The organism is Albimonas pacifica (genome assembly GCF_900113695.1).
GTDB classification, from domain to species: domain Bacteria; phylum Pseudomonadota; class Alphaproteobacteria; order Rhodobacterales; family Rhodobacteraceae; genus Albimonas; species Albimonas pacifica.
In genome coordinates, this window is the sequence record NZ_FOQH01000007.1 from 172,568 (window position 1) to 199,446 (window position 26,879).

The following is a 26,879-nucleotide window of genomic DNA, read 5'->3' on the forward strand; positions in this document are numbered from 1 at the left end:
CGCCCGCCGGGCCGGGCGCAGCCGCCGACGCGGCGCTCCCGCGGCCCGCCCCGCCTCTCTCGCCTTCGCCCTCCGTCGCTCCGTCCGCGGTCGCGCCCGGCCCCGGGCGCCTCCGCCCGCCCTGCGCCGCGGGCGCTGCGGCCGGACCGGGCGCGGCGGTCGACGCGGCGCGCATGCGAAAGGGGCCGCGGCTTGCGCCGCGGCCCCCTCTTCCGTCTCTCGCGACCTGCGTCGCGTTCCCGGGGGCCGGTCCGAAGACCGGGGCGCCCCGGGCGCGGATCACATCATGCCGCCCATGCCGCCCATGTCGGGCATCGCGGGGGCGCCCTTCGGCTCGGGCTTGTCGGCGACCATCGCCTCGGTGGTGATCAGCAGCGAGGCCACCGACGCCGCATCCTCGAGCGCGGTGCGGACGACCTTCGCGGGGTCGATCACGCCGAACTTGAACATGTCGCCGTACTCTTCCGTCTGGGCGTTGAAGCCGAAGTTCCGGTCCTCGGACTCCAGCACCTTGCCCGCCACCACGGCGCCGTCGATGCCGGCGTTGGTCGCGATCTGACGGATCGGCGCCTGCAGGGCGCGCTTGACGATGGCGATGCCGGCGTTCTGGTCGCTGTTGTCGCCGGTCAGGCCCTCGAGCGCCTTGGACGCCCACAGCAGCGACACGCCGCCGCCGGGAACCACGCCCTCCTGGACCGCGGCGCGGGTCGCGTTGAGCGCGTCGTCGACGCGGTCCTTGCGCTCCTTCACCTCGATCTCGGTGGAGCCGCCGACGCGGATCACCGCGACGCCGCCCGCCAGCTTCGCGAGACGCTCCTGGAGCTTCTCACGGTCGTAGTCCGAGGTGGTCTCCTCGATCTGCTGACGGATCTGGGCGACGCGCGCCTCGATCTCGGCCTTCTCGCCATGGCCGTCGACCACGGTGGTCTCGTCCTTGGAGATGCGGATCTTCTTGGCGGTGCCGAGCATGTCGATGCCGACGTTCTCGAGCTTCATGCCGAGATCCTCGGAGATCACCTGGCCGCCGGTCAGGATCGCGATGTCCTGCAGCATGGCCTTGCGGCGGTCGCCGAAGCCGGGGGCCTTGACGGCGGCGATCTTCAGGCCGCCGCGCAGCTTGTTCACCACCAGGGTCGCCAGGGCCTCGCCCTCGACGTCCTCGGCGATGATCAGCAGGGGCTTGCCCGACTGGATCACGGTCTCGAGCAGGGGAACCATCGGCTGCAGCGACGACAGCTTCTTCTCGTGCAGGAGGATGTAGCAGTCCTCCAGCTCGGCGATCATCTTGTCGGGGTTGGTGATGAAGTAGGGCGAGAGGTAGCCGCGGTCGAACTGCATGCCCTCGACGACTTCGGTCTCCGTCTCGAGGCCCTTGTTCTCCTCGACGGTGATCACGCCCTCGTTGCCGACCTTCTGCATCGCGTCGGCGATCTGGCGGCCGATCTCGGACTCGCCGTTGGCGGAGATCGAGCCGACCTGCGCGACCTCGGCGGAGTCGTTCACGGGGCGCGAGGCGGCCTTGATCGACTCGACGGCCTTGGCGACGGCGCTGTCGATGCCGCGCTTCAGGTCCATCGGGTTCATGCCGGCGGCGACCGACTTCAGGCCCTCGCGGACGATGGCCTGGGCGAGAACGGTGGCGGTGGTGGTGCCGTCGCCGGCCTCATCGTTGGTGCGGGAGGCGACCTCCTTCACCATCTGGGCGCCCATGTTCTCGAACTTGTCCTCGAGCTCGATCTCCTTGGCGACGGTGACGCCGTCCTTGGTGATCCGGGGCGCGCCGAACGACTTGTCGATGACGACGTTGCGGCCTTTCGGGCCCAGCGTCACCTTCACGGCGTCGGCGAGAATGTTGACGCCGCGCAGCATGCGGTCGCGGGCGTCGGTGTTGAAGCGGACGTCTTTGGCCATCTGTCGTTGGCTCCTGTCTGAACTTCAGCTGTAGGGGATCAGGCGCGAGCGGAGATCGCTCAGGCGGCCTTGGCGGCGGCGGAATCGCCGAGGATGCCGAGGATGTCGGATTCCTTCATGATCAGAAGGTCCTTCCCGTCGAGCTTGACCTCGGTGCCCGACCACTTGCCGAACAGGACGCGGTCGCCGGCCTTCACGGCCGGGGCGATCAGCTCGCCGTTGTCCTTGCGGGCGCCCTCGCCGACGGCGATGACCTCGCCCTCCTGGGGCTTCTCCTTGGCGGAGTCGGGGATGATCAGACCGCCGGCGGTCTTCTCGTCGCTCTCGATACGACGAACCAGCACGCGATCGTGCAGCGGGGTGAAGTTCATGACGTGGCTCCCTTGCAATGCGGCTTCCACGATGCTCCGAACGAGGGCCTGGACCCGTCTCACCGAGACCGGGCCCGGCTGTTAGCACTCGGAGCAGGGGAGTGCTAACGGAGGCGGAGTTAGGAGATCGGCGCCATGCTGTCAAGATTCGCGAAACGCATCGTCCAGGCCCTGCCGGCCGCTTGCCTCCGCGTCGTCGACCGCGCCGCCCGCCTCCCGTCGTTCCGGCAGGTGGTCGGCGCGCCTCCGGGCCGCAAGGCGGACCCGGGCGGGCGTCTCGCCGCAGGGCCGCGCGCCGGCCGGGCCTGGCCGCGCGCGGCGGGGCTGGCGGCCGGTCTTGCAGCCGCTCTCGCCGCCGCCCCGGCCGCGGCCCACTGCGGCGGCGGGCGCGATCTGCTGGACGAGCTCGCGGTCTCCGACCCCGCCGCCCATGCCGCGATCTTCGCCGCCGCCGAGGCCGAGCCCAACGCCGAGGGCCTGTTCTGGACCGTCTCGCGCGACGGCGCGCCGACCTCCTGGCTGATGGGCAGCTACCACCTGCCCCACCCGCTGATCGACCCCGCCCCGCCGGGCGCGGTGGCGGCGCTGGAGCAGGCGCGCGTGATGCTGATGGAGATGTCGCCCGCCGAGATGGGCGACATGGCCCGCCGGGTCGCCGCCGACCCCAGGCTGGTCGCCAACCTCGACCGCCCGCCGCTCGACCAGGTCCTGCCGCCCGAGGCGTTCGCGGCCGTGGCCGAGGCGATGCAGGCGCTGGGCCTGCCGCCCGAGCGCACCGCCGCGATGCGCCCGTGGATCCTGATGATCTCGCTCGCCACCCCGCCCTGCGTGCTGGCCGAGCTCGCCGGCGGGGCCGGGTCGATGGACGCGGGCCTCGCCGCGCGCGCCGCCGCCCTCGGGCTGGAGGTGAAGGGGATGGAGACCTGGGACAGCCTGCTCCCCATCCTGCAGGAGGACGAGTGGAGCCGGGCCTCGCTCGACGCCCTCGTGCTCGCGGCGCGCGAGGCCGACGCGGGCCGCGACATGCAGACCACCTCCGCCCGGCTCTACGCGCAGGAGCGGGTGTGGCCGATCTGGACCTACGGCATCTGGCGGGCCGAGCGCACCGGCCGCGACGTGGGCGCGGACTCCCTGCGCGCGCGCCTCTTCGACGAGCGCAACCGCCGCTTCGTCGACGCCGCCCTGCCCGAGCTCGAGGCCGGGGGCGCGTTCGTCCTCGCCGGCGCCCTGCACCTGGGCGGCGAGCAGGGCATGGTCGAGCTGCTGCGCCGGGAGGGCTTCACGGTCGAGCGCGCGCCCCTGCGCTAGGCCCGCGGCGCCGGAAGCGGGAAGGGAATCGCGCGCGGGGCGCGGCGCCCCCTGTCGCCCGCCCTGCCGGGCGGAAGGCCCCCGCCCGGCGCGGGCCGGCGCCGCCTTCAGGTCAGCGCGCCGATCATGGTGCAGACGGTGCAGATGGTCAGCAGGGGCAGGATCAACCCCGGCCACCAGCCCGGCGTTCCGCCCACGCGGGCCAGGGCCACGTCGGCGGCGAAGACCGCCACGAAGGCCGGCGCCTCGATCCACAGCATCGCGCGCCCGCCCACGCCCAGCGCAAGCAGGCCCAGCAGCGCCGGCACGACGCCCACGCCCAGGGTCCACCAGGTCGCGCCCTCGCCCAGGCCCGCCGCGGCGAAGCCCCAGCGGCAGCCGCCGTGGAAGGCCAGCAGGATCGCCCCCCAGGCCCCCATCAGATAGCGGGCGCGGTCGGCCAGGCCGATGTCGCTGGTCAGCGCCAGCAGCAGCAGCGCAAGGAAAGGGGCCACCGCCACGACGCCCACGGTCAGGGCGGGAACGGGGGCCTGGAGCGGCCGGAAGGACAGCTCGGAACTCGGCATCGGGGACGCTTTCTGGGACGGGAACGCGGCGACCGGGTCCAGCAAACCAGCCCGGCGGCCGCGTGACAAGCGCCTGTCCGGCGCCCGCGACGCCTTGCCGGTTGCCTCTCCGCTCCGTCCGGGGCAGGGGTCGGGACCCATCGCCTGCCTGCCCGACCCCAGCCGGAGCCCCTCGCCATGACCCCGATCATCGGCTCGCTGTCCGACCTCGACGGCCGCTACGACGTCCTGTTCTGCGACCTGTGGGGCTGCCTGCACGACGGCAAGCGCGTCTACCCCGCCGCGGTCGAGGCCCTGCGCCGCTTCCGCGCCCGCGGCGGCGTGGTGATCCTGATGACCAACGCCCCCCGCCCGGCCTGGTCGGTCGAGCGCCACCTCGAGCGGCTCGGCTGCCCGCTCGACGTGCGCGACGGCGTGGTCAGCTCGGGCGACGCCGCCGTCGCCTCGGTCAACGCCGGCGAGTGGGGGCGGCGCGTGTTCCACATCGGCGCCGACAAGGACGAGGCCTTCTTCGAGGCCGCCCGGGTCGAGCGCGTGGCGCTGGAGGAGGCCGAGTCGGTGATCGTCACCGGCCTCGTCGACGACCTGACCGAGACGCCGGACGACTACGCCGAGCGGCTGGCCGCCGTGCGCGCCCGCGGGCTGCGGATGCTCTCGGCCAATCCCGACGTGCATGTCGACGTCGGCGAGCGCCGGATCTGGTGCGCCGGCGGCATCGCGCTCGCCTACGAGGCGCTGGGCGGCGAGACCGCGAGCTACGGCAAGCCGCACCCCCCGATCTACGCGATGGGGCGGGCGATGGTCGAATCGCGGCTCGGCCGGCCGGTCGAGGACGCGCGCATCCTGTGCGTGGGCGACGGCATCCACACCGACGTCGCCGGCGGCGTGGCGCAGGGCCTTGACACGTTGTTCGTCACCGGGGGTCTCGCGGCCCCGCAGATGGGCGACGACGTCGAGGCGCCGGACCCCGAAAAGCTCGAATTTTACATTGCGTCGCACGGGCTTCGCCCCACCGTCGCCATCGGCAGGCTCCGCTGAATGTGACGAAGTCGTTCATAATCAAGGCGATTTCAGACAGCGTCTTCTCTGCTGCGTTGCGGGATGCTATGAAGGTTCGACCCATCCGGGCAAGCTGAACCTACGAATCCGGAGTTCGACATGAAGATCGCCAAGACCGCACTGACGACCACCGCCGCCGCCGCGTTCGCCGCGAGCTTCGGCATCGCGCCCGCCTTCGCCGACGCCGCCGGCCAGGCGCCCGCGGCCCAGACGCAGGAGGTTCAGACCGCCGGCGTCGCGCAGCAGGCGCAGCTGAGCCAGGCCCCCGTGCTCGGCCTGCCGGCCGTGGCCGCCGGCGCCGCCGTCGTCGCCGCGACCTTCGGCCTGGCGATCGCGGCCAGCAACTCGGGCGGCGACAACACGCCGAACACCCGCTGATCCTTCGGGACTTCGGAGGCGTCCTCGCGACGCCTCCGGGGACGCGACGGAGGCTCGCGTAAGGGATTTGTTCACGCCTTGCCGGTATTCCGGCGGGCGTGGGCGGCGCCGGCGGAGCGAGGGACGACTTCTGATCAGGAGCGTTCCATGCGCACTTTGCTCACCGCCCTCTGCATCCACGGACTGGCCCTGAGCCCAGCTCTGGCGGACGCCGCCTCTCCCGCCTCTCCGCAGGCCCCTGCGCCCAAGGGCGTGTCCCAGCAGATGTCGCAGGCTTTGCTCCCGATTCCGATCCCGGTGCTCTTCATCGGCGCGGTCGTCGTGGCCGGGGCCGTCACGGTGTTCGCCGCGAGTCAGGAAGACGACTCGACGACCGCCACGACGTCGACCCGATAGGCCGGTCCAGACGCCCGGACCGGGCCTGAAGCCCGCCGACCGGTTCGGAGGCATTGCCGGCGCCGGAGTTGCGGCGTCGACGGGTCGACCTGCACCGGTTCCGGCGACGGATTTCGCCCCGGGGCAAACGAAGGCCGGCTCTCGCGGCGATCGCCGCCGGAGCAGCCTTTGGCCGACGCCGGGAAACCGTCCCCCAGCGGGCGGAGACATTGGCGCCGAGCACGCTCCGAAAGGGACGGCGAGGCGCCCAGCGCAGGGGCGCCGGGCGCAGGCCCGGTCGCCCTCGCAGCGCTCCGGCGGGGCCCCCGGCGGCTCGGTCGGGCCTGGGGCCCGGACGCGGCCCGGCGGTCCGCCCCCGCTGGCGAATAGGCGAAGCCGCTCAATCCGTTGCGTCATCGCGGCGGACGGGGCGAGGAAACCGGCGGCGCCCTTCGCGCCGGCGGTCGACGTGGTTGTTGCTTTGCGGCGCCGAGTCGGGTAACCCTTCGTCCAGTGGATGCCTTGGAGGGTGCAATGAAACTCGTCGCTACGTCTATCGCAGCGCTTGGCCTGATGGCCGCGCCGCTCGCCGCTCAGGAAGCCTCGCAGGCTCCGGCGGTCAAGTCCGCTGGCGTCGCCCAGCAGGCGCAGCTCAGCCAGGCCACCGTGCTCGGCGTGCCGCCGCTGATCATCGGCGTCGGCGTCGCCACCGCCGTGGTCATCGGCGCCGTCGCGATCTCGAATTCGAACGACAACGACTCGACCCCCGGCACGCGCTGAGCGTCCGGCTCTCCTTCGTGGGGGAGGGAGACCGACGGTCGAGCTGATCGCCGAATGGTCACAGGATCTGAACGCGACGCCGGAAACGGCGTCGCGTTCTCCGTTTCGGAACGCCCGCCCGCCCCCCCTGCCCGAAGCCCTGCCCGCCGCGCGCGCCCGGCGCCCCCGCCCGCCGCGCTTCTGGCCCCCGCTGACCCGCGCGCCTCCGGCAGAGCCTGCGCGCAGACGGTCTTCGCTTTCGGGACCGTGCCTTTCCCGCCCTGGGCCTCCACCGCTTCACCCGACCCTTCGCGGCCGCCCCTCGCCGGCGCCGACCACCCCTGGACGGCCCGCCGCGCACACCGGCCGAGCCGCCGCAGCCCGGCGCGGGCGACCCTGCCGAAGCGCGCTTCGCGGGCGCATGGCGGCCCGGGACGGCCGGACCGCCTCTCCGGAAGGGCCGTTCGCCGCGACCCATGTCCGCGCTCCGGTCCGGGAGCCGACGTCGGCCTCGCGCTCGGCGACCGCTCTCGGTCGTTCCGGCACGGGACCGACGTCTCGGCCCCATGAACGCGCGTCCGCTCACGCGCGGCGGCCGACGTCGGAGGGAGGGGGCGCCTGCGGCGCCCGAACGAGGCCCCGGGCCAAGAGCGATGCGGTCGCGCAGAAGCGGTTGCGGCGGGCGACGGGCGCGGCGCCGCGCACGCGGGGGTCGACGGCGGGGCGCGGAGCCTAGGCGCAAGGCTCAGCCGGCGCAGGCGTCGGCGGCTTCCGAGAGGCGCCGGGCGATGCTTTCGGTCGTGAAAAGGTGCAGCTCGCCCTGCCACCAGTCGCTCATCGGGTAACCGGGGTCGGCGGCCTCGAGCGCGATCCGCGCGCCCCCGTCCGCTTCGGGCCGCACCGAGACGCGGTAGAGCCAGACCCGCGGGTCCATCGCCAGCACGCCGACCAGCGCCCGCTCGCCGTCGCCGCGGCTCTCGCGCACCGGGGGGATCGGCCCGCGGTCGAGATCCTCGCGCAGGCAGGAGAGGGCCTGGCGCGCCGGCAGGCGGCTGTGGCGGCCCTCGGCCGCGCCCGCCTCGAGCGCCGCCTCGCCGAAATTCGCCGCGCAGCCCGCCAGCGCCAGCCACGCCGCCACGATCGGGGGAGCCAGGCGCATGCGCCGCCCTCCGCTCTCTCCCCGTCCTCTCGCGTCCCGGCCCGAGACTAGCCGCGGACAGCGCCTGCGTCGACGGCGATGACGCGCCCGCAGGCCCGGGCGGCGCGACCCCGGCCCGGTCTCGCCCGCGCCCGCCCCGGCAGGGGCGGGACCGCGCGACGAGACCGCCCCACGATCGGGAAAGCCCAAAGGCACGGGGCGCCTGGTCCGGGCCCGCATCCGGCCGCCCCCGCCCGGGGTTTCCGTCGCCAGCGCTCCGAGAGGGCCGTGGCCGGTGCAAGCGCCCCAGCGGCACGGGGATGCGGCCGAGACATCCGGGGAGGCCGCCGCGTCCGGGCAGGCCTCTCAGGGCGCGGACGGCGCACCCCGGGCGAGGGAAGATCGCACGCATGAAGAAGGGGCCGCCCGGCGGCGGCCCCTTCCCTCTCCTCCCGATCCCGGGATCCGGCGTCGGGCGAGGTCACCCGTCGACCTCGACCTCCGGCATCGCCTCCAGCTCCTCCTTGGTGCTGGCCACGTAGACGCGCAGGTCGTCCGGGTCGTCGTCCGACTGCATCACCTTCAGGTCGGACATCCGCACCGCCACGCGATGCTCGCCCAGGCCCAGGAAGCCGCCCACGTCGATGATCGCCTCGTCCACCGCGCCGTCGGCGCTGAGCACCAGGTCGACGACCTCGCCGATGTCCTCGTTGCCCATGTCGTAGACCGTGGCGCCCTCGACCGTCTCGGCGGTCAGGCCGGCGGCCTCCACCTGGCGGTAGCCGGCGGCGTCCATCTTGGTCAGACGGTCGGCGTTGCCCGCGGGCGCGGCGGCGGTCTCCTCGGTCGCCTCGTCGGCGGCCTCGTCGGCGGTCTCCGCGGTCTCGGTCGCGGCCTCGTCGATCGCCTCGCCGGTGTTCTCCACCGCGGTCCCGACGCTGTCGGCGGCATTCTGCGCCATCTGGGCGGTCGCCGTGGCGGCCTCGTCGAGGGTCTCGCCGGCCGAGTCGAGCGCCTGCTCGGTTTCGGTCTCGGCCTCGTCCATCGCGGTCTCGGCCGAGTCGTCGGCGGCGGGCGGCGTGCCCATCGTGGCGCCGGCGGTGGTCGCGGTCGGGGCCGGGGTCATGCCGCTCTTCTGCATCTCGGCGTCGGCCTCAGGGTTCTTCTCGAACTCCGGCGCGTTCTCCAGCGCGGCGCGGTCCGACTTCAGCACCAGGAACGGCTCGTCGTCGCCTTCCTCGGTCTGCCAGGAGATCTCTTCCATGGTGATCGCCACGGTCTTGGCGCCCATGCCCAGGAAGCCGCCGACGTCGACCAGCACGGCCTTCACGTCGCCGTCGCGGGTCATCACGACGTCCGAGACCTCGCCGATCGACTCCCACTCGGGGCCCTCGGCCATCTCCTCGGAGGCGTCCTCGTTCGCGTCGGCCACCTCCTCCTGGGCGTCGGCCTGGGCGTCGGCCATTTCCTCGGAGGCCTCCTGCTTGGCCTCGGCCTGCTCCTCGGCGCTCTCGTCCTGGGCGTCGGCCATCTCCTCGGCCGCGTCCTCCTGGCCCTCGGCCAGCTCGGCGTTGGCGTCGGCCTTGCCCTCGGCCATCTCGTCGGCGGCCTCGGTCTGCTTGACGTAGATCTCCTTGCCCAGGAAATCCGAGCCGAAGACGTCGGTCTTGTCGGCCTTGGCCATGTAGACGCCGCCGGACGCCTTCGCGCCGGCCTTCGCCTCGGGCGCCTTCTCCTGGGCCAGGACGGCGTAGCCGGGGGCGGTCAGGGCCAGGGCCAGGGCGGTGGTGGTGACGAGCCGCATCATATCGCTCTCCTCCGTGTTCCAACCGACGGCCTTGCCGGTCCGCGCCCGGTGATTGGGCGGCGAGGCGACCGTCGTCGTGTCGTGAGGGTGAGGTTGGAGCGTCCCGGCGCGTCGTCCACGGAGTCCCTGAAATGACTCCCCTTTCGCCCCAACTGTGGCGAAGCGCGGGCGGGGGCGCCGGAAGGCGATTCCATCAGCCGGAGCACGGGGTTCCGCTGCGGCGCGCAGAGTGAAATCGGTTCGGGCCTGCCACGATCGTTTCGCTGCACGGAAGCGGGGCCGCGGTTTTGGAACCCGGCAACCCGCTGTTTTCCAAACACATATTCGGTTTCTTGGCGCAACGCTGAGGCGCGGGACGCCCCGCCGCGCCGCCGCCCCCGCGCTCAGATCCGGGCGGCGAGGGCGGCGGCGTCGGTTCCCTCGGGCAGGGTCCCCGCCGTGCGCCCCCAGTCCCCCGCGAGACGGGTGGCGAGGAAGGGCTCGGCCGCCGGATCGCCCCTGCGCATCAGCTCCGAGGCCTGGATCAGCAGCGCCAGCCGCTCGACCAGCCGGCGGGCCTGCGCCTCGGACGGACGCTCGAGGCCCGCAGCCGCCTCGGCCAGGGCGGCGTCGTAGCGGGCGTCCTCGCCGCGGCGGGCCGTCAGCTCGGCCTTCAGCGCCTCGGCCGCATCGGGCGCGCGGCCCAGCGTGCGCAGGACGTCGAGGCAGATGACGTTGCCCGACCCCTCCCAGATCGAGTTCAGGGGCGCCTCGCGGTAGAGCATCGCCAGCGGCGCCTCCTCGACGTAGCCGACGCCGCCCAGGCACTCCATCGCCTCGTAGACCACGCCGACGCAGCGCTTGTTGGTCCAGTACTTGGCGATGGCGACGGCGAGGCGGGCGAAGGCGCGGTCCTGCGCCGAGGTCCCGTCGAAGGCCCGCGCCACGCGCATCACCAGCGCGAGCGAGCCGATCCAGTCCAGGGCCAGGTCCCCCAGCACCGCCTCCATCAGCGGCTGGTCGGCCAGCCGGCGCTGGAAGGCGGAGCGGTTGCGCGTCCACCAGGCGGCCTCGTCCAGCGCGCGGCGCATGAAGCCCACGGGGGCGGTGGCCGCATCCAGCCGGGTGTGGTGCACCATCTCGATGATCGCGTTCACGCCGCGGCCGGGCTCGCCCACCATCTGCGCCCAGGCGCCGTGGTATTCGATCTCGGACGAGGCGTTGGCGTGGTTGCCCAGCTTGTCCTTCAGGCGCTGGAGCTGGATGGGGTTGCGCTCCCCGTCCGGGGTCCAGCGGGGGACGAGGAAGCAGGTCAGCCCGTCCTCGAGATAGGCCAGCGTCAGGAAGGCGTCGGACATGGGGGCCGAGCAGAACCACTTGTGGCCGCGCAGGCGGAAGGCCTCGCCATCGGGCTCGGCCCGCGTGGTGTTGGCCCGCACGTCCGAGCCGCCCTGCTTCTCGGTCATCGCCATGCCGATGGTGACGGCGGGTTTCTCGAGGCCGGGGCGGGAGGCGCCGTCGTAGGCCGCGACCCGGGCCTTGGCCCCCCAGCTCGCCGCCAGCGCGGGCGAGCCCGCCTCCAGCGCCGGGACCGCCGCGTAGGTCATGGTCAGGGGACAGCAGACGCCGGGCTCCACCTGGCTCAGCAGGTAGACCATGGCGGCGTGGGCGGCGTGGCCGCCGGGCGCGGCGTCCGGGCCCCAGGGCCGGGCGAAATAGCCGGCCTGCGCGCCCCGGGCCATCATCGCGTGGTAGCCGGGGTGGAAGCGCACTTCGTCCAGGCGCCGGCCGCCGCGGTCGAAGATCACCAGTTCCGGCTTCGAGCGCTGGGCGCGCTCGGCGTCCTCCAGCGCCTCGGGGGCGCCGATCTGCGCCGCGAATGCGGCGAGCCGGCCGGCGTCCTGCGGCGCGGCCTCGGCCACCGCGGCGCGGAGCGGGCCGTCCCCCGCCCACAGCTCCAGTCGCTCCCGCGGGAGGGGCTGGTTGAACACCTCGTGGGTGGCGAGACGGGTGCGCGGGGCGATGCTCATGGGATCCTCCTCCCGGTCTGCGTCCGGTTTCCGTGCAGGGAAGCATGGCCGCCCCGCGGGCGCGAGTCCCGCCGCCGCGTCAGGCCCATCCATCCGGCCCTTGCAGCGGCCGTTGCGCGGGGCAAGGGTGCGGCGATCGACAAGGGAGGCTTCGATGTCGCTGATTCTCTACGGGCGGATGCTCTCGCCCTTCGTGCGCCGGGTGGCGATCTGGTGCCGGCTCCAGAACCGCGCCTACGAGAGCCGCCCCCTGATGGTGAACGGGCCCGACTTCGAGGAGCTCAAGAAGATCAACCCGCTGGGCCGCGTCCCGGTGCTGATCGCCGAGGACGGCGAGATGATGATCGAGACGGGCGCGATCACCGACTGGCTCGACGACACCGCGCCCGAGGCGCTGCGCCTGGTCCCCGCCACCGGCCCCGCCCGGCGCGAGGTGCTGCAGGGCGTGGCCTACGCCAACTCCGCCGTCGAGAAGGGCGTCAGCCTCGTCTACGACAAGAACCGCCGCCCCGCCGAGCTGCACTGGGCCGAGTGGATCGCGCGGCTGGAGGGGCAGATCTCCGCCGCGCTGGCGGTTCTGGAAGCGAAGGCCCCGGCCGAGGGCTGGCTGGGCGGGAACCGTCCCAACGCCGCCGACGTCGCCTTCGTCATCGCCCATGACTTCATCCTGGCCGTGCACCCTCACCTGATCGAGGGCAAGTTCCCCCGGCTCGCGGCGATGGCGGCCATGGCGGCGGACGTGGAGGCCTTCAAGGCCACCGCGCCGGCGGCCTGAGGACCGCGCGGTGACAGGCCTGCCCGAGCCCGGCGTGGGCCTCGTCGCCCGCGGCGCCGACTGGCGCGCGATCCGCGAGGCCTTCCGCTGGCCGGACGAGGCCGTGCGGCCGCAGGCCCGCTTCAACATCCACGCCGCCACCGTAGGCAAGTGGGCGAAGGCCGCGCCCGACCGCGTCGGCCTTCGCATCCTGCGCGACGACGGCGACTGGCGGGAGTGGACCTACGCCGAGCTCGACCGCGCCTCGGCCCGACTCGCCAACGCCTTCACGGCCCGGGGGCTGAAGCGCGGCGACCGCTGCGGCCTGCTGCTGCCCCAGACGCAGGAGGCGATGCTGACGCATCTCGCCTGCTACCGGATCGGGGCGGTGGTGGTGCCGCTGTTCACGCTGTTCGGCGAGGACGGGCTGCGCTTCCGCCTCGCCGATTCCGGCGCCGTCCACGTGGTGACCGACGCGGCCAACCTGCCCAAGATCCTCGCCATCCGCGACGACCTCGGCGACCTGCAGACCATCTGGTCCGTCGACCGCCCCGCCCATGGCGCCTGGGGCTTCTGGCAGGAGCTCGCCAAGGGCCGCGACAGCTTCGCCGACGCCGACACCACCACTGAGGATCCGGCCTTTCTCAGCTACACCTCCGGCACCACCGGCCCGCCCAAGGGGGCGCTGCACGCGCATCGGGTGCTGCTGGGCCACCTGCCGGGGTTCGAGACGCATCACGACTTCCTCCCCCAGGCCGGCGACGCCTTCTGGACGCCCGCCGACTGGGCCTGGATGGGGGGCCTGTGCGACGCGATGCTGCCCTCGCTCTTCCACGGCATCCCGGTGCTGGCCCACCGGATGCCGAAATTCGACCCCGAGCGGGCCTTCGACCTGCTCGCCCGTCACCGCGTCCGCAACGCCTTCTTCCCGCCGACCGCCCTGAAGCTGATGCGCCAGGTCGACCGGCCGCGGGAGCGCTGGGATTTCTCGCTCCGCTCCGTCGGCTCCGGCGGCGAGGCCCTGGGCGAGAACCTGCTGGAGTGGGGCCGCGAGAACCTGGGCCTGACCATCAACGAGTTCTACGGCCAGACCGAGTGCAACCTGGTGCTCGGCAACTGCGCCTCGGTCTTCGCCCCCCGCCCCGGCTCCACCGGCCAGGCGACGCCGGGCTTCGACGTGGCGGTGATCGACGCGCAGGGCGCGGTCCTGCCCGACGGCGAGGTCGGCGAGATCGCGGTGCGCGCGCCCAACCCGGTGATGTTCCTCGGCTACTGGAACCGCCCCGAGAAGACCGCCGAGAAATTCGTGACCGGCCCGGACGGGACCCGCTGGCTGCGCACCGGCGACGAGGGGCGCCGCGAGCCCGACGGCTTCTTCTTCTTCGCCTCGCGCACCGACGACGTGATCACCTCCTCCGGCTACCGCATCGGCCCCTCGGAGATCGAGGACTGCCTGACCGGCCACCCGCAGGTCGCCATGGCCGCCGTCATCGGCCTGCCCGACCCGGTGCGCACCGAGGCCGTCACCGCCTATGTGGTCCTCAAACCGGGCGAGAGCGCGGGCCCCGACCTGCTCGCCGACCTGACCCTGCGGGTGCGCGAGCGCATCAGCCCCCATGTCGCCCCCCGCGCGGTGCACGTGGTCGCAGACCTGCCGATGACCGCCACCGGCAAAATCATGCGCCGGGAAGTGAAACGGAAGGCGCTGGAGGGCTGAACCTCCGGCGCCGGGAGACCGCCATGACCCAGGATCCCCGGATCGAGGCCTTCTTCGCCGCCGACGGCCCCTGGCGGGCCGAGCTGCTGGCCCTCCGCCCTCTGCTGCTGGCCGAGCCGGTGGAGGAGGTGCTGAAATGGGGCGGCCCCGCCTATGCGGCCCATGGCGCGAACCTCGCGATCCTGGGCCGCCTGAAGGAGGCCGCCACCCTCTCCTTCCTCAAGGGCGTGCTGCTGAGCGACCCCGAGGGCCTGCTGGAGGCGCCGGGAGAGGCCAGCCGCTCCGCCCGCGTGATCAAGCTGCGCTCGGTCGCGGAGATCGAGGCGAAGGCCACGGCGATCACCGCCCTGATCCGCGAGGCCGTCGAGGCGGAGCGTCAGGGCCGCAAGGTCGACCTGCCCCCCGACGACTTCGACCTGCCCGAGGAGCTCTCCGCGCGCCTGGCCGCCGACCCCGGGCTCGCCTCGGCCTGGCAGGCGCTGACCCCCGGCCGACGCCGCGGCTGGGCGCTGCAGATCGGGCGGGCCAAGGCCTCGGCCACCCGCCTGCGCCGGCTGGAGGCCGCCGCCCCGCGCATCCTCGCCGGCAAGGGGATCCACGACCGCTGAGCCCGGCCCCGCCGCGCCCAGCGGTTGCGGCCCTGCGCGCGGCCGTGCTTCTCTGGCCGCCCCGCGCCGCCCCGGCGCGCCCGGCACGGGAGGCCCGCGCGTTGCACGTCCCCAGGACCGCGATCCCCCTCGCCGCCCTGCTGCTGGCCCTCTCCCTGCCGGCCGCCGCGCAGGCCCCCGCGGCCTGGACGCAGGCGGCGGCGGGCGAGGACGCCCTGCGGGCCGGCGTCGCGCAGGAAGGCGCCGCGCTCGTCGTCCTCTGCCCCACGCAGGCGGGCGGCCCCGCCGGCCGGATCGAGGCGCGCACCCCCGCGGGCCCCGTCGACGGGCCAGCGCTGCTGGTCTTCGACGGGCGGGACTCGCTCTCCCTGCCCTTCGCAGCGGGGCGCTTCGCGGCCGGCTCGGCGCAGGCGCGGGGCCTCTTCGAACAGGCGCTGGTCTTCCTGCGCTCGGCGCGCGAGGTGGAGCTGCGCGCGGGCGGCGCCCGCCATCGCCTGCCGCTGGCGGGTTCCAGCCGCGCGCTCGCCAACTGCCGCTGAGAAACGCGGAACGCCCCGCCGGTCTGCCGGCGGGGCGTTCGCGGTCCGGACGGGCCGGAGCGATCAGGCGGCGCGGGCGACCAGCATCTGGTCGACGCGCATCGCGGCGGCGTCCTCGTCGATGCGCTCGACGGCGGCGAGCTCGCGGGTCAGACGCTCGAGCGCGGCCTCGTAGAGCTGACGCTCGGAATAGGACTGCTCGGGCTGGTCCTCGGCGCGGTGCAGGTCGCGGACCACCTCGGCGATCGAGATCAGATCGCCCGAGTTGATCTTCTGCTCATACTCCTGCGCGCGGCGGGACCACATGGCGCGCTTCACCCGCGCGCGGCCCTTCAGCGTCTTCAGCGCCTGCTCGACGATGTCCGGCGAGGACAGGGAGCGCATGCCGACCGAATTCGCCTTCGCGGTGGGAACCCGGAGCGTCATCTTGTCCTTTTCGAACGTGATGACGAACAGCTCCAGCTTCATGCCGGCGACCTCCTGCTCCTCGATGCGCAGGATCCGCCCGACGCCATGCGCGGGGTAGACGACGTAATCGTTCGGCCGGAACTCCGATTTCTTCGCGCCGGTCTTGGTCATCAGCCTTGGCCATCCTTGTTCTTGGGCGTCGCGCAAAGCTCCCGCGGAGACGAAAGCCCGGGGCGCCGTTCCATGGGGAGCGGCGCTGCGGGCCTGTCGTCACGCTGGAGCCTAGAGTGCTCGCGACCCTCCGTCGGGCCGGCACGCGCGGGCGTTCCCGTGTCGTTTGTGAACGTTATATAGCACGAGAAAGGCCCGATTCCCAGAGGCGCCGCCCATGCACACGTCATGGGCGCCTGAAAATCGCGCAATCCGGACTGTTCCGGCGGGCCCGAAGGCCTATGTCAGTCGCCTTCGCCGGGGGCCTCGGAGAAGTACTTCTCCAGCTTGCCGGCCTCGCCGTCGAACTTCTCGGCGTCCTCCGGCGGATCGCGCCGGGTGGTGATGTTGGGCCAGGCCTCGGAGAATTTCCGGTTGAACTCGACCCAGGTCTCCATCTCCGGCTCGGTGTCCGGCTTGATGGCTTCGGCGGGACACTCGGGCTCGCACACGCCGCAGTCGATGCACTCGTCTGGATGGATGACGAGCATGTTCTCGCCCTCGTAGAAGCAGTCCACGGGGCAGACCTCCACGCAGTCCGTGTACTTGCAGCGGATGCAGTTGTCGGTCACGACGTAGGTCATCGGCGGTCTCTCTCCGGTCCGGTCCGCGACCCTGTTAGACCGCGATTCCGGAAGGTGCAAGGCGCCCCGGTGAAATGCCGGATTGAACAGTTCGCGGGCGCCAAATGGGGCGTGGGTGCAGTGCGGCGCACCTAAGCCGTCGGGCGCGGCAGGCAAGGCCGGCGGCCGCGACGGGAGCGCGCAGCCCCCGCCTTGCAGCCGCCCGGTCCCCGGCGCCCCGCCTCAGCCCTCCGCGTCGCGCAGCCGGTCCAGCGCCCGCCGGTCGGCCTTGGTGGGCCGACCCGCGCCGGGCTCGCGCGCGGCGGCGGGGGCGGGAACGTCGGGGTCCGGCGCGGCGTCGCGGGCCGCGGGCGGGTCGAGGTCGTCGTAGAGCGCCTGCGCCTCGGGCGCGGGGCCGCGGCGGGTCCCCAGCGCCAGGATCCGGATCACCCGGATCTGCCGGCCCAGCGCGAAGGTCAGCACGTCGCCCGGGCGCACCGAGGCGGCGGGCTTGGCGGCGCGGGTTCCGTTCACCCGCACCCCGGATTCGGAGACCAGCTTGGCCGCCAGTCCCCGCGACTTCACGAAGCGCGCGTGCCACAGCCACTTGTCGAGCCGCAGCCCGGTCGGGCCCGGGGGCGGCGCGCCGCCCCCGCCCGGGTCGGAGAGATCCGCCGGAGCGGCCGTCATCCGTCCCGGTTCTTCAGCGCCATCAGCGCCGCGAACGGGTTGTCGGGATCGACCTCGTTGCGACGACGGTCGCGCGGGGGGCTGGCCTGGAACTCGCGCGGGCGCTCCTCGCGCGGGCCGCCCTTGCCCTTGCCCTTGTGGGGGCCCTTGCCGCGGGGCTTGTCGTCGCCGTCCCGGCCCCGTCCTCCGCCGCCCTTGCCCCGGCCGCCGCCCTTGGGGCCGTCGCCGTCGCCGCGGGCCTGGCGGGGACCGCCGCCCTGGCGCTCGCCCTGGCCTTGGCCCTGGCCCTGGCGGTCGCCGCCGCCCTGCCGCCGCGGGCCGCGGTTGGCGCCGCCGCCGCGCGGGCGCGGAGCCCAGGTGAACACGTAATAGGTCTGGAGCTCGACCTCGCCCTCGGCCGGCGCCTCCGCCGGGGTTTCCTCGGCCGCGGGGGCCTCGGCGGCCTCGGCCTCGGGCGCAGCCTCCGGCTCGGCGGACGTGGCCTCGGCGGCCGGCGCCGCCTCGGGGGCCGCCTCGACCGGCGTTCCGGCCTCGGCCGGAGCCTCGGCGGCGGGCGCCTCCGCGGTCTCGGCGGGCGCCTCGGCCGGGGCCTCGGGCGCAGCCTCCGCGGCAGGAGCCTCCGCCACGGGCGCGTCGCCGGGCTCGGCCGCGGGCGCGTCGTCGGCCGCCGGCGCATCGGTCGACGCGGCCGCTTCCTCGGCGGCGGGCGCCGCGGACGGCTTCGTCTCGGGGACCGCGGCGGGCTTGGGCCGCTCGCCCTTCTCGGCCTTGTAGCCCAGGCCCTGCATCAGGTCGGCGAACTGCTCCAGCGTGCAGCCGGTGATCGACAGCATGTCCGCCGTCGCCTCGAAGCCGCCGCGCTGGTCCTGGTTGCGGATCATGTCCGCCAGCCGCTCGAGCATGTCGATGCGGATCGCCCGCTCGCCAGCCAGCCGATACCCCGCCCGCGGCCAGAAACCCGACGGCGAGGGCTGCGTGGGGATCGTCACCAGACCCGGCGGCGGCGGCGAGGGGATGTCGTCGAGCTCGTCCCACAGCCCCCACAGCACCAGCCGCAGGCGGGTGGGCGCGGGCTTCAGCAGGGCGGGCATGAAGATCGTGTGCTGACCGAAGCGCACGCCGTGCTTGCGCAGCAGGGCGCGGCCGTCCTGGTCCAGCTCCTTCACGTCCTTGGCGATCTGGGGCCGCGGGATCACGCCCAGCGATTCGACCAGCTGGAAGGCGATGCCGCGGGCGAGCCCGGTCATCGTCTCGTCGTCGCGCATCTTCACCAGCGGCTCGAACAGCGCGGCGACGCGGCGGTTGATCCAGTGGGTCAGCCGACGCTCGACCTTCTGGCGCGCGTCGTCGCCGGCCATCTCGTCCACGAAGGGCACCACCGAGGGGGTCAGGTGGTCGGCGCCCTTGGCCAGGCGCCCGACCGCCAGCTCGCCCCACATCAGGCCGCCCTGCTCGGTCACGTCCATCTCGGTGTCGGGCGCGTTGTAGAAGCGGTCCGCCCGGCGCGAGAACTCGGCCTGCAGCGCCTGGGTGGAGGCTGCGCGAAGGGTCTTCAGCTCGTCCCCCTCCGCCGAGGGGTCGGGCGTGAAGCGGAAGCCGTCGAGACGGCCGAGCACATGGCCCTCCACCGTCACCTCGCCCTGTTCGTTCACCTCGGCCACCAGCCTCTCCTTCTGTTTCAACCGGCGCATGAGCACGGATGTGCGCCGGTCGACGAATCGTTTCGTCAGCGCCGCGTGCAGCGCGTCGGACAGCCGGTCCTCGACCTCCCGGGCCGCGCCGCGCCATTCCTCCGGCGCCTCGACCCAGTCGCGCCGCTGCGCCACGTAGGTCCAGGTGCGGATGAACGCGAGCCGCTTCGAGAGCGCGTCGATGTCGCCGTCGGTCCGGTCCACCATGCGGATCCGGCCGGCCATCCAGTCGGAGGGTATAACGCCGCGCTCGGACCGGAGGAACCGGTAAATCCGCGACACCAGCGCCGCGTGCTCCCGTTCCGACACCTTGCGGAAATCGGGGATCTGGCAGACCTCCCACAACCGGCGCACCGCGGGACCCTCGCGGGCCATGTCGCGGATCTCCTCGTCCTCGGCCAGCGCCTTGAGGGTCTGGAGGTCGTCGGCCTCCCGCGCCTTCATCAGGCCGGGCTCCGTCGGGGCGGCCTCGAGGCTCGCGATCAGCCCATCGACCGAGCCGAAGGCGAGGCGCGAGTTGCGCCACATCAGCCGCCGGACCGGCGCGAAGCGATGGTCTTCAATGGCTTCGATGATCTCGGCGTCCAGCGCCTCGGCCTCGCCGGTCACGCCGAAGGCGCCGTCGGACTTGTAGCGCCCGGCCCGCCCGGCGATCTGGGCGAGCTCATGGGGGCGCAGCTCCCGGAACCCCCGCCCGTCGAACTTGCGGGTGGCCGAGAAGAACACGTGGTTCACGTCGAGGTTCAGACCCATGCCGATGGCGTCGGTGGCCACCAGATGCTCGACGTCGCCGTTCTGGTAGAGCTCGACCTGCGCATTGCGGGTGCGCGGAGACAGCGCGCCCATCACCACCGCCACCCCGCCCTTCTGGCGGCGCATCAGCTCGGCGATCGCATAGACCGAGTCGACCGAGAAGCTGACGACGGCCGAGCGCGCCGGCATCCGGCTCAGCTTCTTGCCGCCGGTGTAGGTCAGTTTCGAGAACCGCTCCCGGCGCAGGAACTTCGCCCGCGGGATCAGCGCCGAGATCGCGCCGCGCATGGAATCGGAGCCGAGAAACAGCGTCTCGTGCAGCCCCCGCGCGTTCAGCAGCCGGTCGGTGAAGACATGCCCGCGCTCGGGATCGGCGCAGAGCTGGATCTCGTCGACCGCCACGAAATCCGCGCCGATCTCGGTCGGCATCGCCTCGACGGTGCAGACCCAGTATTGCGCGCGGGGCGGGGCGATCTTCTCCTCGCCGGTCACCAGGGCCACGACCGAGGGGCCGCGCAGGGCCACGATCTTGTCGTAGACCTCGCGCGCCAGCAGGCGCAGCGGCAGGCCCATGACGCCGGTGCGATGCGCCAGCATCCGCTCGATCGCGTAATGGGTCTTGCCGGTGTTGGTGGGGCCGAGGACCGCCGTCACCGTTCCGTCGCGCGGATGGGCGGTGCGTCCGGTCGGGGCGGAGGCGTCGAGCACGCGTCGGGTCTCCGGGACACGTCGGCCCCGCAGGAAGGGCCGGCGTCGGTTTCGCGATCAATCCGGGGGAGTGGGGCGCGGCAGGCGCCGGGCGTCAAGGGGCGTCGGGACGCGGTCCCCGGAACGGGGGGCGGATCGGGGCCGGCGGGGACAGGGGCCGGCCCTTCAGATATCGCGTCCGTCGACCGTGTGGGCAAGACGCTCGATGGCTTCTTCGACGTTCTCGAGATGCGGATTGAGCCGCTGCGCCTCGCGGAAGGCGGCCAGCGCGTCCGCGTCGCGGCCGAGCTGCTCGAGGATCACCCCCAGACCGGAGAGCGCGCCGAAATGGCGCGGCTCCAGCGCCAGCACATGCTCGATGTCCGACAGCGCCATGCCCAGCTCTCCGCGCAGGAAGAAGGCGGTGGCGCGCATGTTCCAGGCCTCGGCGAAGGCGGGGTCGTGGTCGGTGGCGGCGGTGAAGTGGTGCAGCGCCTTGACCACCTGGTCCCGCTCCAGCGCCATGCGGCCGCGGGTCAGGATCAGGTCGATGGTGTCCGAGCCCGAGCGCGCCCACAGGCGCTGGATCTCGGATTCGATCCTCGCGGCCTGCGCCTCGTCCGCCTCGGGAAGTTCGGCGAAGAGCTGGTCGAGCCGCTGCGCCCGTCCCTCGGGGGTCGAGACGTCGGGCCGGGCCTCCTCCTCATGCGCCGCGGCCGATTCGGACCGGGGCGCGGGGGCGGGCGTCTCGGGGCGCGCGCCGGGGGCGGGGATCACCTCCTGCAGCGGCTGCGCGCGCAGCGGCGCCGCGGCCCACGGCCCCAGGAGAGCCATGGACGCTGCGGCGCCCAGGACGCTGGCGAGCGCCAGCGCGCGGGGGGCGGCAAGGGAACGGTTTGACCAGCGCGTCATGCATGACAGTGTAGCGCTCCGCGTGCGAAATGCGAAGCGCGCGAGGGGCGGAGACGCCCCGCAAAAGGACATTCTCGCCGTGACGTGATCGCGCGGCGAAGCGACGGACCAACCCAAGGGGGCATTCCTGATGAGCGAAACCATCGCCGCGGCGGCCGAGGAGCTGCAGAGCCGCCTCAAAGGCCAGTCCATCGACGGCTCGGTCAAGTTCGACATCGAGGGCGTCGGCGCCCTGCGCGTCGAGGGCGACCAGGTCACCCAGGACGATTCCGAGGCGGACTGCACGATCTCGGCCGACGAGGACACGTTCCGCGGCCTCGTCTCGGGCGACCTCAGCCCGACCTCGGCCTTCATGTCCGGCCGCCTGAAGGTGGACGGGGACATGTCGAAGGCGATGGCGCTCAGCTCGCTGCTGGCCTGACCATGGCCCGGGGCGCGCCGCCGCCGCCGCCGACTAAGTCCGCGACCGAGCCGTCCGTGTCCGAGGGCCCCGCCCCCTGGCACGGCGACTCCGCCGGACCGCCCGCGCCGGAAGCCTGCGTCTGGCTGCGCGCCCGCGGCGGCCCGGGCGGCGCGCCGCGGCTGCGCGCCGCGCTGTGGCGCAGCCCGGGGGAGGCGCGGGGCCTCGCGCTGCTGTTCCCCGGCCGCACCGAGTATCTCGAGAAATACGCCCCCGTGGTCGCGCGGCTGCGGGCGCGGGGCTTCGACGTCGCCTCGCTCGACTGGCGGGGCCAGGGCCTCTCGGACCGGTCGGTCCCGCGGCTGGGCCATGTCGGACGCTTCGCCGAGTTCCAGGCCGACGTCCGCGCCCTGCTGGCGTGGGAGCCGGTGGCGGCCCACCCCGGGCCGCGGGTGCTGCTGTGCCACTCGATGGGCGGCTGCATCGGCCTGCGCGCGCTGGTCGACGGGGCCCTGTCGGCGCAGGCGGACCGCCCGGCGGCCGCGATCTTCTCCGCCCCGATGTGGGGGCTCAGCCTGCGCGGGGCCGCGCGCTTCGCCCGGCCGATGGTGCATTTCGCCGCCTGGCTGGGCTGGGCGCGCAGGGCCGCCCGCCCCGGTCCGCCGGACAGCACCTACGTCCTCGACGAACCCTTCGAGGGCAACGTGCTGACCACCGACCGCCGCTTCTGGGACCGCTTCGTCGCCCAGGCCCGGGCGCATCCCGAGCTGACGCTCGCCTCGCCGACCTTCGGCTGGCTGGACGCGGCCTTCGCCGAGACCGCGGCGCTGGCCCGCGCGCCGGGCCCCGACGTCCCCCGCCTCGTGCTGCTGGGCACGGAGGAGGCGGTGGTCGACCCCGACGCGATCCGCGCCCATGCCGCGCGGAGCGGCGCGCAGGTCACGCTGGCCGAGATCCACGGCGGACGTCACGAGACCTTGATGGAGGATCCCGACGGCCAGGTCGGGGCGCCGGTCTGGCAGGCGATCGACGACTTCCTCCACGCCCGCGGGCTCTGACCGCCGCGTCGCGGGCGCGCACGGCGGGGCGAAGGAGGGGTCGGGAAGCGACGGTCGTCGCGGCAAGCGGGATGCGCCGCCGCGACGCCTTTGACCCGGCCCTCGAATCCGATCTAAAGGGAAGCGACCCGGACCCTTCCACCAGAACGGTCGGGCCGGTCCGGAACGAGGCGGAGAGCAACGACATGGCGGCACAGCGGACCCCCACGGCGCGGCGCGGCGGACCCTCCTGCGGACGCCCGCACGACCCGGCGCCCGGCCTGCGCCGGCGCGCGCTGGCCGCGACCCTGGCGGCCGCCCTTCCCGGGGCTCTCGTCGCCACGGCTTCGACGCTGGCCCTGCTGGCCGCCGCGGCGCCGGCGCTGGCGCAGGACGCGCCCGTGGTCCCGCGGGTCGAGCGGATCCTGGTCGAGGGGGCGCAGCGCGTCGACGACTCGACCATCCAGGCCTACATGACCGTCCAGGTCGGAGAGCCCGCCACCGCCGCCCAGATCAACGAATCCCTGCGCCGCCTGCTCGACACCGGCCTGTTCCAGGACGTGGTGATCTCGCCGATGGCCGACGGGCTGCTCGTGCAGGTGCGCGAGGCGCCCTACATCAACCTGGTGACCTTCGAGGGCAACGACGAGCTCGAGGACGACGTCCTGATGGGCTCGGTCACCTCGGCCTCGCGCGCGGCCTTCTCGCGCGCCACCGCCGACCGCGACGCGCAGACGCTGCTGGACCTCTACCGCCGCGCCGGCCGCTACGGCGCCACGGTCGAACCGGTGATCATCGAGCGCGAGAACAACCGCGTGGACCTCGTCTTCGAGATCGACGAGGGCGAGCCGACCGGCATCCGCTCGATCGACTTCGTGGGCAACCGCGAGTTCTCGGACCGTCGCCTGCGCGGCGCCATCCAGACCCGCGAGAACGGGCTGCTGGCCTGGATCTTCTCCACCGGCACCTACGACCCGGACCGGCTGGAATACGACAAGGAGCTGCTGCGGCGCTATTACCTCGACTACGGCTACGCCGATTTCGAGGTGCTGTCGGCCACCGCCGAGCTCGCCGCCGACCGCGAGGACTTCCTGATCACCTTCACGGTGTCGGAAGGCGAGCAGTACACCTTCGGCGACCTCGGCCTCGACATCCAGATCCCCGGCGTCGACCCCGAAAGCTTCACCGAGATCTTCCCGATGGAGCCCGGCGAGATCTACTCGATCTCCGACGTGGACCAGGCGATCGAGAACCTGATCTTCCAGCTCGGCCAGCAGGGCTACGCCTTCGTCGACGTGCGCCCGCGCGCCGACACCGACGCCGAGAACCGGGTGATCGGCGTGACCCTCGAGGTCGCCGAGGGCCCGCGCGTCTACGTCGAGCGCATCGACATCGAGGGCAACACCCGCACCCTCGACCGCGTCATCCGGCGCGAGTTCAACATGGCCGAGGGCGACGCCTACAACGCCCAGGAAGTCCAGCAGGCCCGCGCCCGCCTGCGCGAGCTGGGCTTCTTCGAGACCGTCGAGGTCCGCCCCGAGCGCGGCACCGCCGACGACCGCGCCGTGATCAAGACCACGGTCGAGGAGCGTCTGACCGGCTCGATCTCCTTCGGCGTCGGCCTGTCCTCCGCCGACGGCCCGATCGGCGACCTGACCGTCTCGGAGCGGAACTTCCTCGGCCGCGGGCAGTTCCTCTCGGCCTCGCTCTCGATCTCCGGCAACACCCAGCAGGTCCGCCTGGTGTTCGAGGAGCCGCGCCTGCTCGACCGCAACCTGACCGGCGGCTTCGACATCGGCTGGCTGCGCGACGACCGCACCGACTACTCCTCCTACAAGGAGACGCGGCTGCAGTTCCTGCCCTACCTGGAATTCCCGGTGGGCGAGGACCAGCGCCTGCAGACCCGCCTGCGCCTGTCGCAGGACGAGATCCGCGACGTGCTGCGCTTCGCCTCCCCCGCAATCCAGGCGGACGAGGGCGACGAGTTCTACATGGGCGTCGGCGCCACCTGGACGCTGGACCAGCGCGACGACCCGGTCGAGCCCGCCGGCGGCTACATCATCGAGCTGAGCGAAGACGTCACCGCCATGGGCAGCTCGACCGTGTTCAGCCGCACCGTGGCGCGGGCCAAGGCCTACCAGGGCTTCTTCGACGACGAGGTCGTGGCCTCGATCGAGGCGGAGGCCGGCGCGCTGTTCTCGGCGGGCGACGGGCTGCGGGTGACCGACCGCTTCTTCCTGGGCGGCGACAGCTTCCGCGGCTTCGGCAGGGCGGGCATCGGCCCGCGGGACGATTCGACCACCTCCTTCGTGCGCATCGACCCGGCCACCGGCAGGCCGCGCAAGCCGATCCGCCGCTTCAGCTACACCCGCGACGACGCGCTGGGCGGCAACTACTACGCGGTGCTGCGCTCGGACGTCAGCTTCCCCATCGGCCTGCCGGAGGAGTTCGGCGTCTACGGCGGCGTCTTCGCCGACGTGGGCACGCTGTTCGGCCTCGACCGCACCACCTACCCCGACCGCGGCAGCCGTCCGCCGGTGACCATCGACGACTCGATGGAGCTGCGCGCCTCGGTCGGCGCCGCGCTCTACATCGACAGCGCCTTCGGCCCGCTGCGGTTCAACTTCGCCTACCCGCTGGCCTACGAGGACAGCGACGACCGCGAGTTCTTCCGCTTCACGGTCGGCACCCGGTTCTGATCGTGCGTCCGCGCCCCGCCCCGCGGCGCGCGGTCGCCGCCCGCCCCGGCGCGGGCCTCGTCCTGGCGCTGGCGCTCGTCGCCGGCGCCGTCCCCGCCGCGGGCCAGACGCAGGCCCCCGCGACGCCCCCGGCCCAGCCCGCGCCCGAGGCGCCCGCCCCGGACGCCGTTCCGGACGCCGCCCCTGCGCCTGCGCAGGACCCGGAGGTTTCGCAGACGCCTGCGCCCGCGCTGGACCCAGACCCCGCTCAGGATCCCGACCCCGCGCAGGGCCAGGGGCCCGTCGCCGGCCCGGCGCCCGCGCCCGACGCGCCCCGCGGCCCCCGCATCTCGGCCCCCCGCAGCCCGATCCTGATCGTCAACCGCCAGGCCGTGCTGGAAAACTCCGCCGCCGCCCGCGCCCTGCAGGCCACCGAGCGCGAGACGCTGGAGCGCGTCACCGCCGAGCTCGAGCGCGTGAAGACCGAGCTGCAGGTCGAGGAGCAGGAGCTCACCCGCCTCAAGACCACCCTGCCCCCGGAGCAGTTCGAAGCCCGCGCCCGCGAGTTCGACCGAAAGGTCAAGGCCCAGCGCGCCGCCGGCCAGGACCGTCGCGCCCTGTTCCAGAAGTTCACGCAGGAGGCCCGCCAGGCCCTCGCCTCCGCCCTGCCCCGCGTGCTCGAGGCCCTGCGCCGCGAGACCGGGGCGCTGGTCCTGCTCGACGCCTCCGCGCTCGCCGCCGCCGACCCCTCGCTCGACGTCACCGCGCTGGCCGTCGAGCGCTACGACGCCGAGATGGGCGACGTCCGCTTCGACCCGCCCGAAGAGCTGATGCCCCGCTGAGCGCCCCTCCCGGCGCCGCCCTGCGGGGTCGCCGCTTTGATGAGCGCCCCATGAACCCGACAAGACGCGGAGGACGTTGCGTCGCGTCCGCGGGCCGGCTCCTGCGGCGCCCGCGACTTGACCTGACGCGGCCGTCCTGCAATCAGGAGCGCCGACCGACGCAGACAGAGCCTGACCATGACCGAGACCCCTTCCGCAGACGCGCCGGCGAGCGACGACGCCGCCGCCGCCCCCGCGCAGGCCGAATACGGGTCCGCCGACATCTCCCGCATCCAGCGGATGATCCCGCATCGCTACCCCTTCCTCCTCGTCGACAAGGTCGAGAAGATGGTGAAGGGCGACAGCTGCGTCGGGATCAAGATGATCACGATGAACGAGCCGCAGTTCACCGGCCATTTCCCGGCCGAGCCGGTGATGCCCGGCGTGCTGATCGTCGAGGCGATGGCCCAGACCGCCGCCGTGCTGGTGGTCGACACGCTGGGCATGGAGGGCCAGGACCTGCTGGTCTACTTCATGACCCTCGACAAGTGCCGCTTCCGCAACCGGGTCGTTCCCGGCGACCGGATGGAGCTGCGGGTGAAGATCCTGCGCGGCCGCGGCCGGATCTGGAAGTTCTGGGGCGAGGCCTGGGTCGACGACAAGCTCTGCGCCGAGGCCGACTTCTCCGCGATGATCGTGATGCCCGACCACAAGTCCCGGCAGGGGTGAG

Annotated in this window: 25 protein-coding genes; 14 read left to right on the forward strand and 11 right to left on the reverse strand. The window is 73.4% G+C overall.

Translation table 11 applies throughout. The features are described from left to right. Positions 1–279: 279 nt before the first annotated feature. Positions 280–1,911 (reverse strand): chaperonin GroEL, encoded by a 1,632-nt coding sequence (gene groL / locus BM064_RS16135; RefSeq protein ID WP_092861136.1) that lies wholly within the window; start codon positions 1,909–1,911, stop codon positions 280–282. Between the two features lie 59 nt (positions 1,912–1,970). Continuing rightward, on the reverse strand, positions 1,971–2,282 hold the full coding sequence (gene groES, locus BM064_RS16140) for a co-chaperone GroES (RefSeq protein ID WP_092861138.1): 312 nt from the start codon (positions 2,280–2,282) through the stop codon (positions 1,971–1,973). 135 nt (positions 2,283–2,417) lie between these two features. Between groES and BM064_RS16145 the strand changes: the two genes are divergently transcribed. Then, positions 2,418–3,590, forward strand: a complete 1,173-nt coding sequence (locus tag BM064_RS16145; RefSeq protein ID WP_092861140.1) for a TraB/GumN family protein — start codon at positions 2,418–2,420, stop codon at positions 3,588–3,590. Positions 3,591–3,697: 107 nt separating this feature from the next. Here the strand turns inward: BM064_RS16145 and BM064_RS16150 are convergent, their stop codons facing one another. Then, a complete protein-coding gene (locus tag BM064_RS16150) occupies positions 3,698–4,156 on the reverse strand; it encodes a DUF3429 domain-containing protein (protein WP_177236288.1) in 459 nt (152 codons plus the stop codon). A 177-nt stretch (positions 4,157–4,333) separates the two neighbouring features. Here BM064_RS16150 and BM064_RS16155 point away from each other — a divergent pair, with 177 nt between their 5' ends. The 4 genes from BM064_RS16155 (at position 4,334) to BM064_RS16170 (ending at position 6,748) form a co-directional block, all read left to right on the forward strand. After that, positions 4,334–5,194 carry a TIGR01459 family HAD-type hydrolase gene (locus BM064_RS16155; protein WP_092861144.1) on the forward strand — a complete coding sequence of 287 codons (861 nt, stop codon included), beginning with the start codon at positions 4,334–4,336 and terminating at the stop codon, positions 5,192–5,194. 120 nt (positions 5,195–5,314) lie between these two features. Then, complete coding sequence (locus BM064_RS16160) at positions 5,315–5,593, forward strand: hypothetical protein (protein WP_092861146.1); 279 nt, start codon at positions 5,315–5,317, stop codon at positions 5,591–5,593. Positions 5,594–5,740: 147 nt separating this feature from the next. Then, positions 5,741–5,989 carry a hypothetical protein gene (locus BM064_RS16165; protein ID WP_092861148.1) on the forward strand — a complete coding sequence of 83 codons (249 nt, stop codon included), beginning with the start codon at positions 5,741–5,743 and terminating at the stop codon, positions 5,987–5,989. A 513-nt stretch (positions 5,990–6,502) separates the two neighbouring features. Continuing rightward, positions 6,503–6,748: a hypothetical protein gene (locus BM064_RS16170; protein WP_143103351.1), complete on the forward strand. Its 246-nt coding sequence runs from the start codon at positions 6,503–6,505 to the stop codon at positions 6,746–6,748. Positions 6,749–7,472: 724 nt separating this feature from the next. Here BM064_RS16170 and BM064_RS16175 read toward each other — a convergent pair. From BM064_RS16175 to BM064_RS16185, 3 genes are all read right to left on the reverse strand, one after another. Continuing rightward, on the reverse strand, positions 7,473–7,886 hold the full coding sequence (locus BM064_RS16175) for a hypothetical protein (RefSeq protein WP_092861152.1): 414 nt from the start codon (positions 7,884–7,886) through the stop codon (positions 7,473–7,475). A 460-nt stretch (positions 7,887–8,346) separates the two neighbouring features. Further along, positions 8,347–9,672, reverse strand: a complete 1,326-nt coding sequence (locus BM064_RS16180) for a PRC-barrel domain-containing protein (protein WP_092861154.1) — start codon at positions 9,670–9,672, stop codon at positions 8,347–8,349. Between the two features lie 383 nt (positions 9,673–10,055). After that, positions 10,056–11,681 carry an acyl-CoA dehydrogenase family protein gene (locus BM064_RS16185; RefSeq protein WP_092861156.1) on the reverse strand — a complete coding sequence of 542 codons (1,626 nt, stop codon included), beginning with the start codon at positions 11,679–11,681 and terminating at the stop codon, positions 10,056–10,058. A gap of 154 nt (positions 11,682–11,835) precedes the next feature. On the opposite strand from BM064_RS16185, the gene BM064_RS16190 reads away from it, so the two are divergent. The 4 genes from BM064_RS16190 to BM064_RS16205 all read left to right on the forward strand — a co-directional run bounded on the left by BM064_RS16190 (position 11,836) and on the right by BM064_RS16205 (position 15,299). Next, the gene (locus BM064_RS16190; protein WP_177236289.1) at positions 11,836–12,456 is read left to right on the forward strand and encodes a glutathione S-transferase family protein; all 621 of its coding nucleotides are present in this window, start codon (positions 11,836–11,838) and stop codon (positions 12,454–12,456) included. Between the two features lie 10 nt (positions 12,457–12,466). Continuing rightward, the gene (locus BM064_RS16195) at positions 12,467–14,152 is read left to right on the forward strand and encodes an AMP-binding protein (RefSeq protein WP_245779188.1); all 1,686 of its coding nucleotides are present in this window, start codon (positions 12,467–12,469) and stop codon (positions 14,150–14,152) included. 23 nt (positions 14,153–14,175) lie between these two features. Beyond that, a complete protein-coding gene (locus tag BM064_RS16200) occupies positions 14,176–14,760 on the forward strand; it encodes a YdeI/OmpD-associated family protein (protein WP_092861160.1) in 585 nt (194 codons plus the stop codon). Between the two features lie 101 nt (positions 14,761–14,861). Next, the gene (locus BM064_RS16205; protein WP_092861162.1) at positions 14,862–15,299 is read left to right on the forward strand and encodes a hypothetical protein; all 438 of its coding nucleotides are present in this window, start codon (positions 14,862–14,864) and stop codon (positions 15,297–15,299) included. A 63-nt stretch (positions 15,300–15,362) separates the two neighbouring features. On the opposite strand, the gene BM064_RS16210 is transcribed toward BM064_RS16205, so the two are convergent. The 5 genes from BM064_RS16210 to BM064_RS28110 form a co-directional block, all read right to left on the reverse strand. After that, the gene (locus BM064_RS16210) at positions 15,363–15,878 is read right to left on the reverse strand and encodes a CarD family transcriptional regulator (RefSeq protein WP_092861164.1); all 516 of its coding nucleotides are present in this window, start codon (positions 15,876–15,878) and stop codon (positions 15,363–15,365) included. 284 nt (positions 15,879–16,162) lie between these two features. Further along, positions 16,163–16,501, reverse strand: a complete 339-nt coding sequence (gene fdxA, locus BM064_RS16215; RefSeq protein ID WP_092861166.1) for a ferredoxin FdxA — start codon at positions 16,499–16,501, stop codon at positions 16,163–16,165. A gap of 222 nt (positions 16,502–16,723) precedes the next feature. Continuing rightward, entirely contained in the window at positions 16,724–17,170 is a 447-nt protein-coding gene (locus BM064_RS16220; protein WP_092861168.1) for an RNA-binding S4 domain-containing protein, read from the reverse strand. Beyond that, complete coding sequence (locus tag BM064_RS16225; protein WP_245779189.1) at positions 17,167–20,322, reverse strand: DEAD/DEAH box helicase; 3,156 nt, start codon at positions 20,320–20,322, stop codon at positions 17,167–17,169. The genes BM064_RS16220 and BM064_RS16225 overlap by 4 nt, the downstream gene beginning before the upstream one ends. A 165-nt stretch (positions 20,323–20,487) precedes the next feature. Next, positions 20,488–21,135 carry a tetratricopeptide repeat protein gene (locus tag BM064_RS28110; protein WP_245779190.1) on the reverse strand — a complete coding sequence of 216 codons (648 nt, stop codon included), beginning with the start codon at positions 21,133–21,135 and terminating at the stop codon, positions 20,488–20,490. Positions 21,136–21,343: 208 nt separating this feature from the next. Here BM064_RS28110 and BM064_RS16235 point away from each other — a divergent pair, with 208 nt between their 5' ends. The 5 genes from BM064_RS16235 to fabZ all read left to right on the forward strand — a co-directional run bounded on the left by BM064_RS16235 (position 21,344) and on the right by fabZ (position 26,878). Next, positions 21,344–21,634: an SCP2 sterol-binding domain-containing protein gene (locus BM064_RS16235; protein WP_092861170.1), complete on the forward strand. Its 291-nt coding sequence runs from the start codon at positions 21,344–21,346 to the stop codon at positions 21,632–21,634. Positions 21,635–21,690: 56 nt separating this feature from the next. Next, positions 21,691–22,671 carry an alpha/beta fold hydrolase gene (locus BM064_RS16240; protein WP_177236290.1) on the forward strand — a complete coding sequence of 327 codons (981 nt, stop codon included), beginning with the start codon at positions 21,691–21,693 and terminating at the stop codon, positions 22,669–22,671. Between the two features lie 185 nt (positions 22,672–22,856). Then, positions 22,857–25,349 carry an outer membrane protein assembly factor BamA gene (gene bamA, locus BM064_RS16245; RefSeq protein ID WP_177236291.1) on the forward strand — a complete coding sequence of 831 codons (2,493 nt, stop codon included), beginning with the start codon at positions 22,857–22,859 and terminating at the stop codon, positions 25,347–25,349. A gap of 2 nt (positions 25,350–25,351) precedes the next feature. Then, positions 25,352–26,170 (forward strand): OmpH family outer membrane protein, encoded by an 819-nt coding sequence (locus BM064_RS16250; protein ID WP_092861176.1) that lies wholly within the window; start codon positions 25,352–25,354, stop codon positions 26,168–26,170. Positions 26,171–26,347: 177 nt separating this feature from the next. Then, positions 26,348–26,878, forward strand: a complete 531-nt coding sequence (gene fabZ / locus BM064_RS16255) for a 3-hydroxyacyl-ACP dehydratase FabZ (RefSeq protein WP_092861178.1) — start codon at positions 26,348–26,350, stop codon at positions 26,876–26,878. The last annotated feature ends 1 nt before the right edge of the window (position 26,879 follow it).

Bases quoted from the DNA above. Each gene is read 5' to 3' on its own strand.
- groL (WP_092861136.1), bottom strand. From the start codon at position 1,911: ATGGCCAAAGACGTCCGCTTCAACACCGACGCCCGCGACCGCATGCTG.
- groES (WP_092861138.1), bottom strand. From the start codon at position 2,282: ATGAACTTCACCCCGCTGCACGATCGCGTGCTGGTTCGTCGTATCGAG.
- BM064_RS16145 (WP_092861140.1), top strand. From the start codon at position 2,418: ATGCTGTCAAGATTCGCGAAACGCATCGTCCAGGCCCTGCCGGCCGCT.
- BM064_RS16150 (WP_177236288.1), bottom strand. From the start codon at position 4,156: ATGCCGAGTTCCGAGCTGTCCTTCCGGCCGCTCCAGGCCCCCGTTCCC.
- BM064_RS16155 (WP_092861144.1), top strand. From the start codon at position 4,334: ATGACCCCGATCATCGGCTCGCTGTCCGACCTCGACGGCCGCTACGAC.
- BM064_RS16160 (WP_092861146.1), top strand. From the start codon at position 5,315: ATGAAGATCGCCAAGACCGCACTGACGACCACCGCCGCCGCCGCGTTC.
- BM064_RS16165 (WP_092861148.1), top strand. From the start codon at position 5,741: ATGCGCACTTTGCTCACCGCCCTCTGCATCCACGGACTGGCCCTGAGC.
- BM064_RS16170 (WP_143103351.1), top strand. From the start codon at position 6,503: ATGAAACTCGTCGCTACGTCTATCGCAGCGCTTGGCCTGATGGCCGCG.
- BM064_RS16175 (WP_092861152.1), bottom strand. From the start codon at position 7,886: ATGCGCCTGGCTCCCCCGATCGTGGCGGCGTGGCTGGCGCTGGCGGGC.
- BM064_RS16180 (WP_092861154.1), bottom strand. From the start codon at position 9,672: ATGATGCGGCTCGTCACCACCACCGCCCTGGCCCTGGCCCTGACCGCC.
- BM064_RS16185 (WP_092861156.1), bottom strand. From the start codon at position 11,681: ATGAGCATCGCCCCGCGCACCCGTCTCGCCACCCACGAGGTGTTCAAC.
- BM064_RS16190 (WP_177236289.1), top strand. From the start codon at position 11,836: ATGTCGCTGATTCTCTACGGGCGGATGCTCTCGCCCTTCGTGCGCCGG.
- BM064_RS16200 (WP_092861160.1), top strand. From the start codon at position 14,176: ATGACCCAGGATCCCCGGATCGAGGCCTTCTTCGCCGCCGACGGCCCC.
- BM064_RS16210 (WP_092861164.1), bottom strand. From the start codon at position 15,878: ATGACCAAGACCGGCGCGAAGAAATCGGAGTTCCGGCCGAACGATTAC.
- fdxA (WP_092861166.1), bottom strand. From the start codon at position 16,501: ATGACCTACGTCGTGACCGACAACTGCATCCGCTGCAAGTACACGGAC.
- BM064_RS16220 (WP_092861168.1), bottom strand. From the start codon at position 17,170: ATGACGGCCGCTCCGGCGGATCTCTCCGACCCGGGCGGGGGCGGCGCG.
- BM064_RS28110 (WP_245779190.1), bottom strand. From the start codon at position 21,135: ATGGCTCTCCTGGGGCCGTGGGCCGCGGCGCCGCTGCGCGCGCAGCCG.
- BM064_RS16235 (WP_092861170.1), top strand. From the start codon at position 21,344: ATGAGCGAAACCATCGCCGCGGCGGCCGAGGAGCTGCAGAGCCGCCTC.
- bamA (WP_177236291.1), top strand. From the start codon at position 22,857: ATGGCGGCACAGCGGACCCCCACGGCGCGGCGCGGCGGACCCTCCTGC.
- fabZ (WP_092861178.1), top strand. From the start codon at position 26,348: ATGACCGAGACCCCTTCCGCAGACGCGCCGGCGAGCGACGACGCCGCC.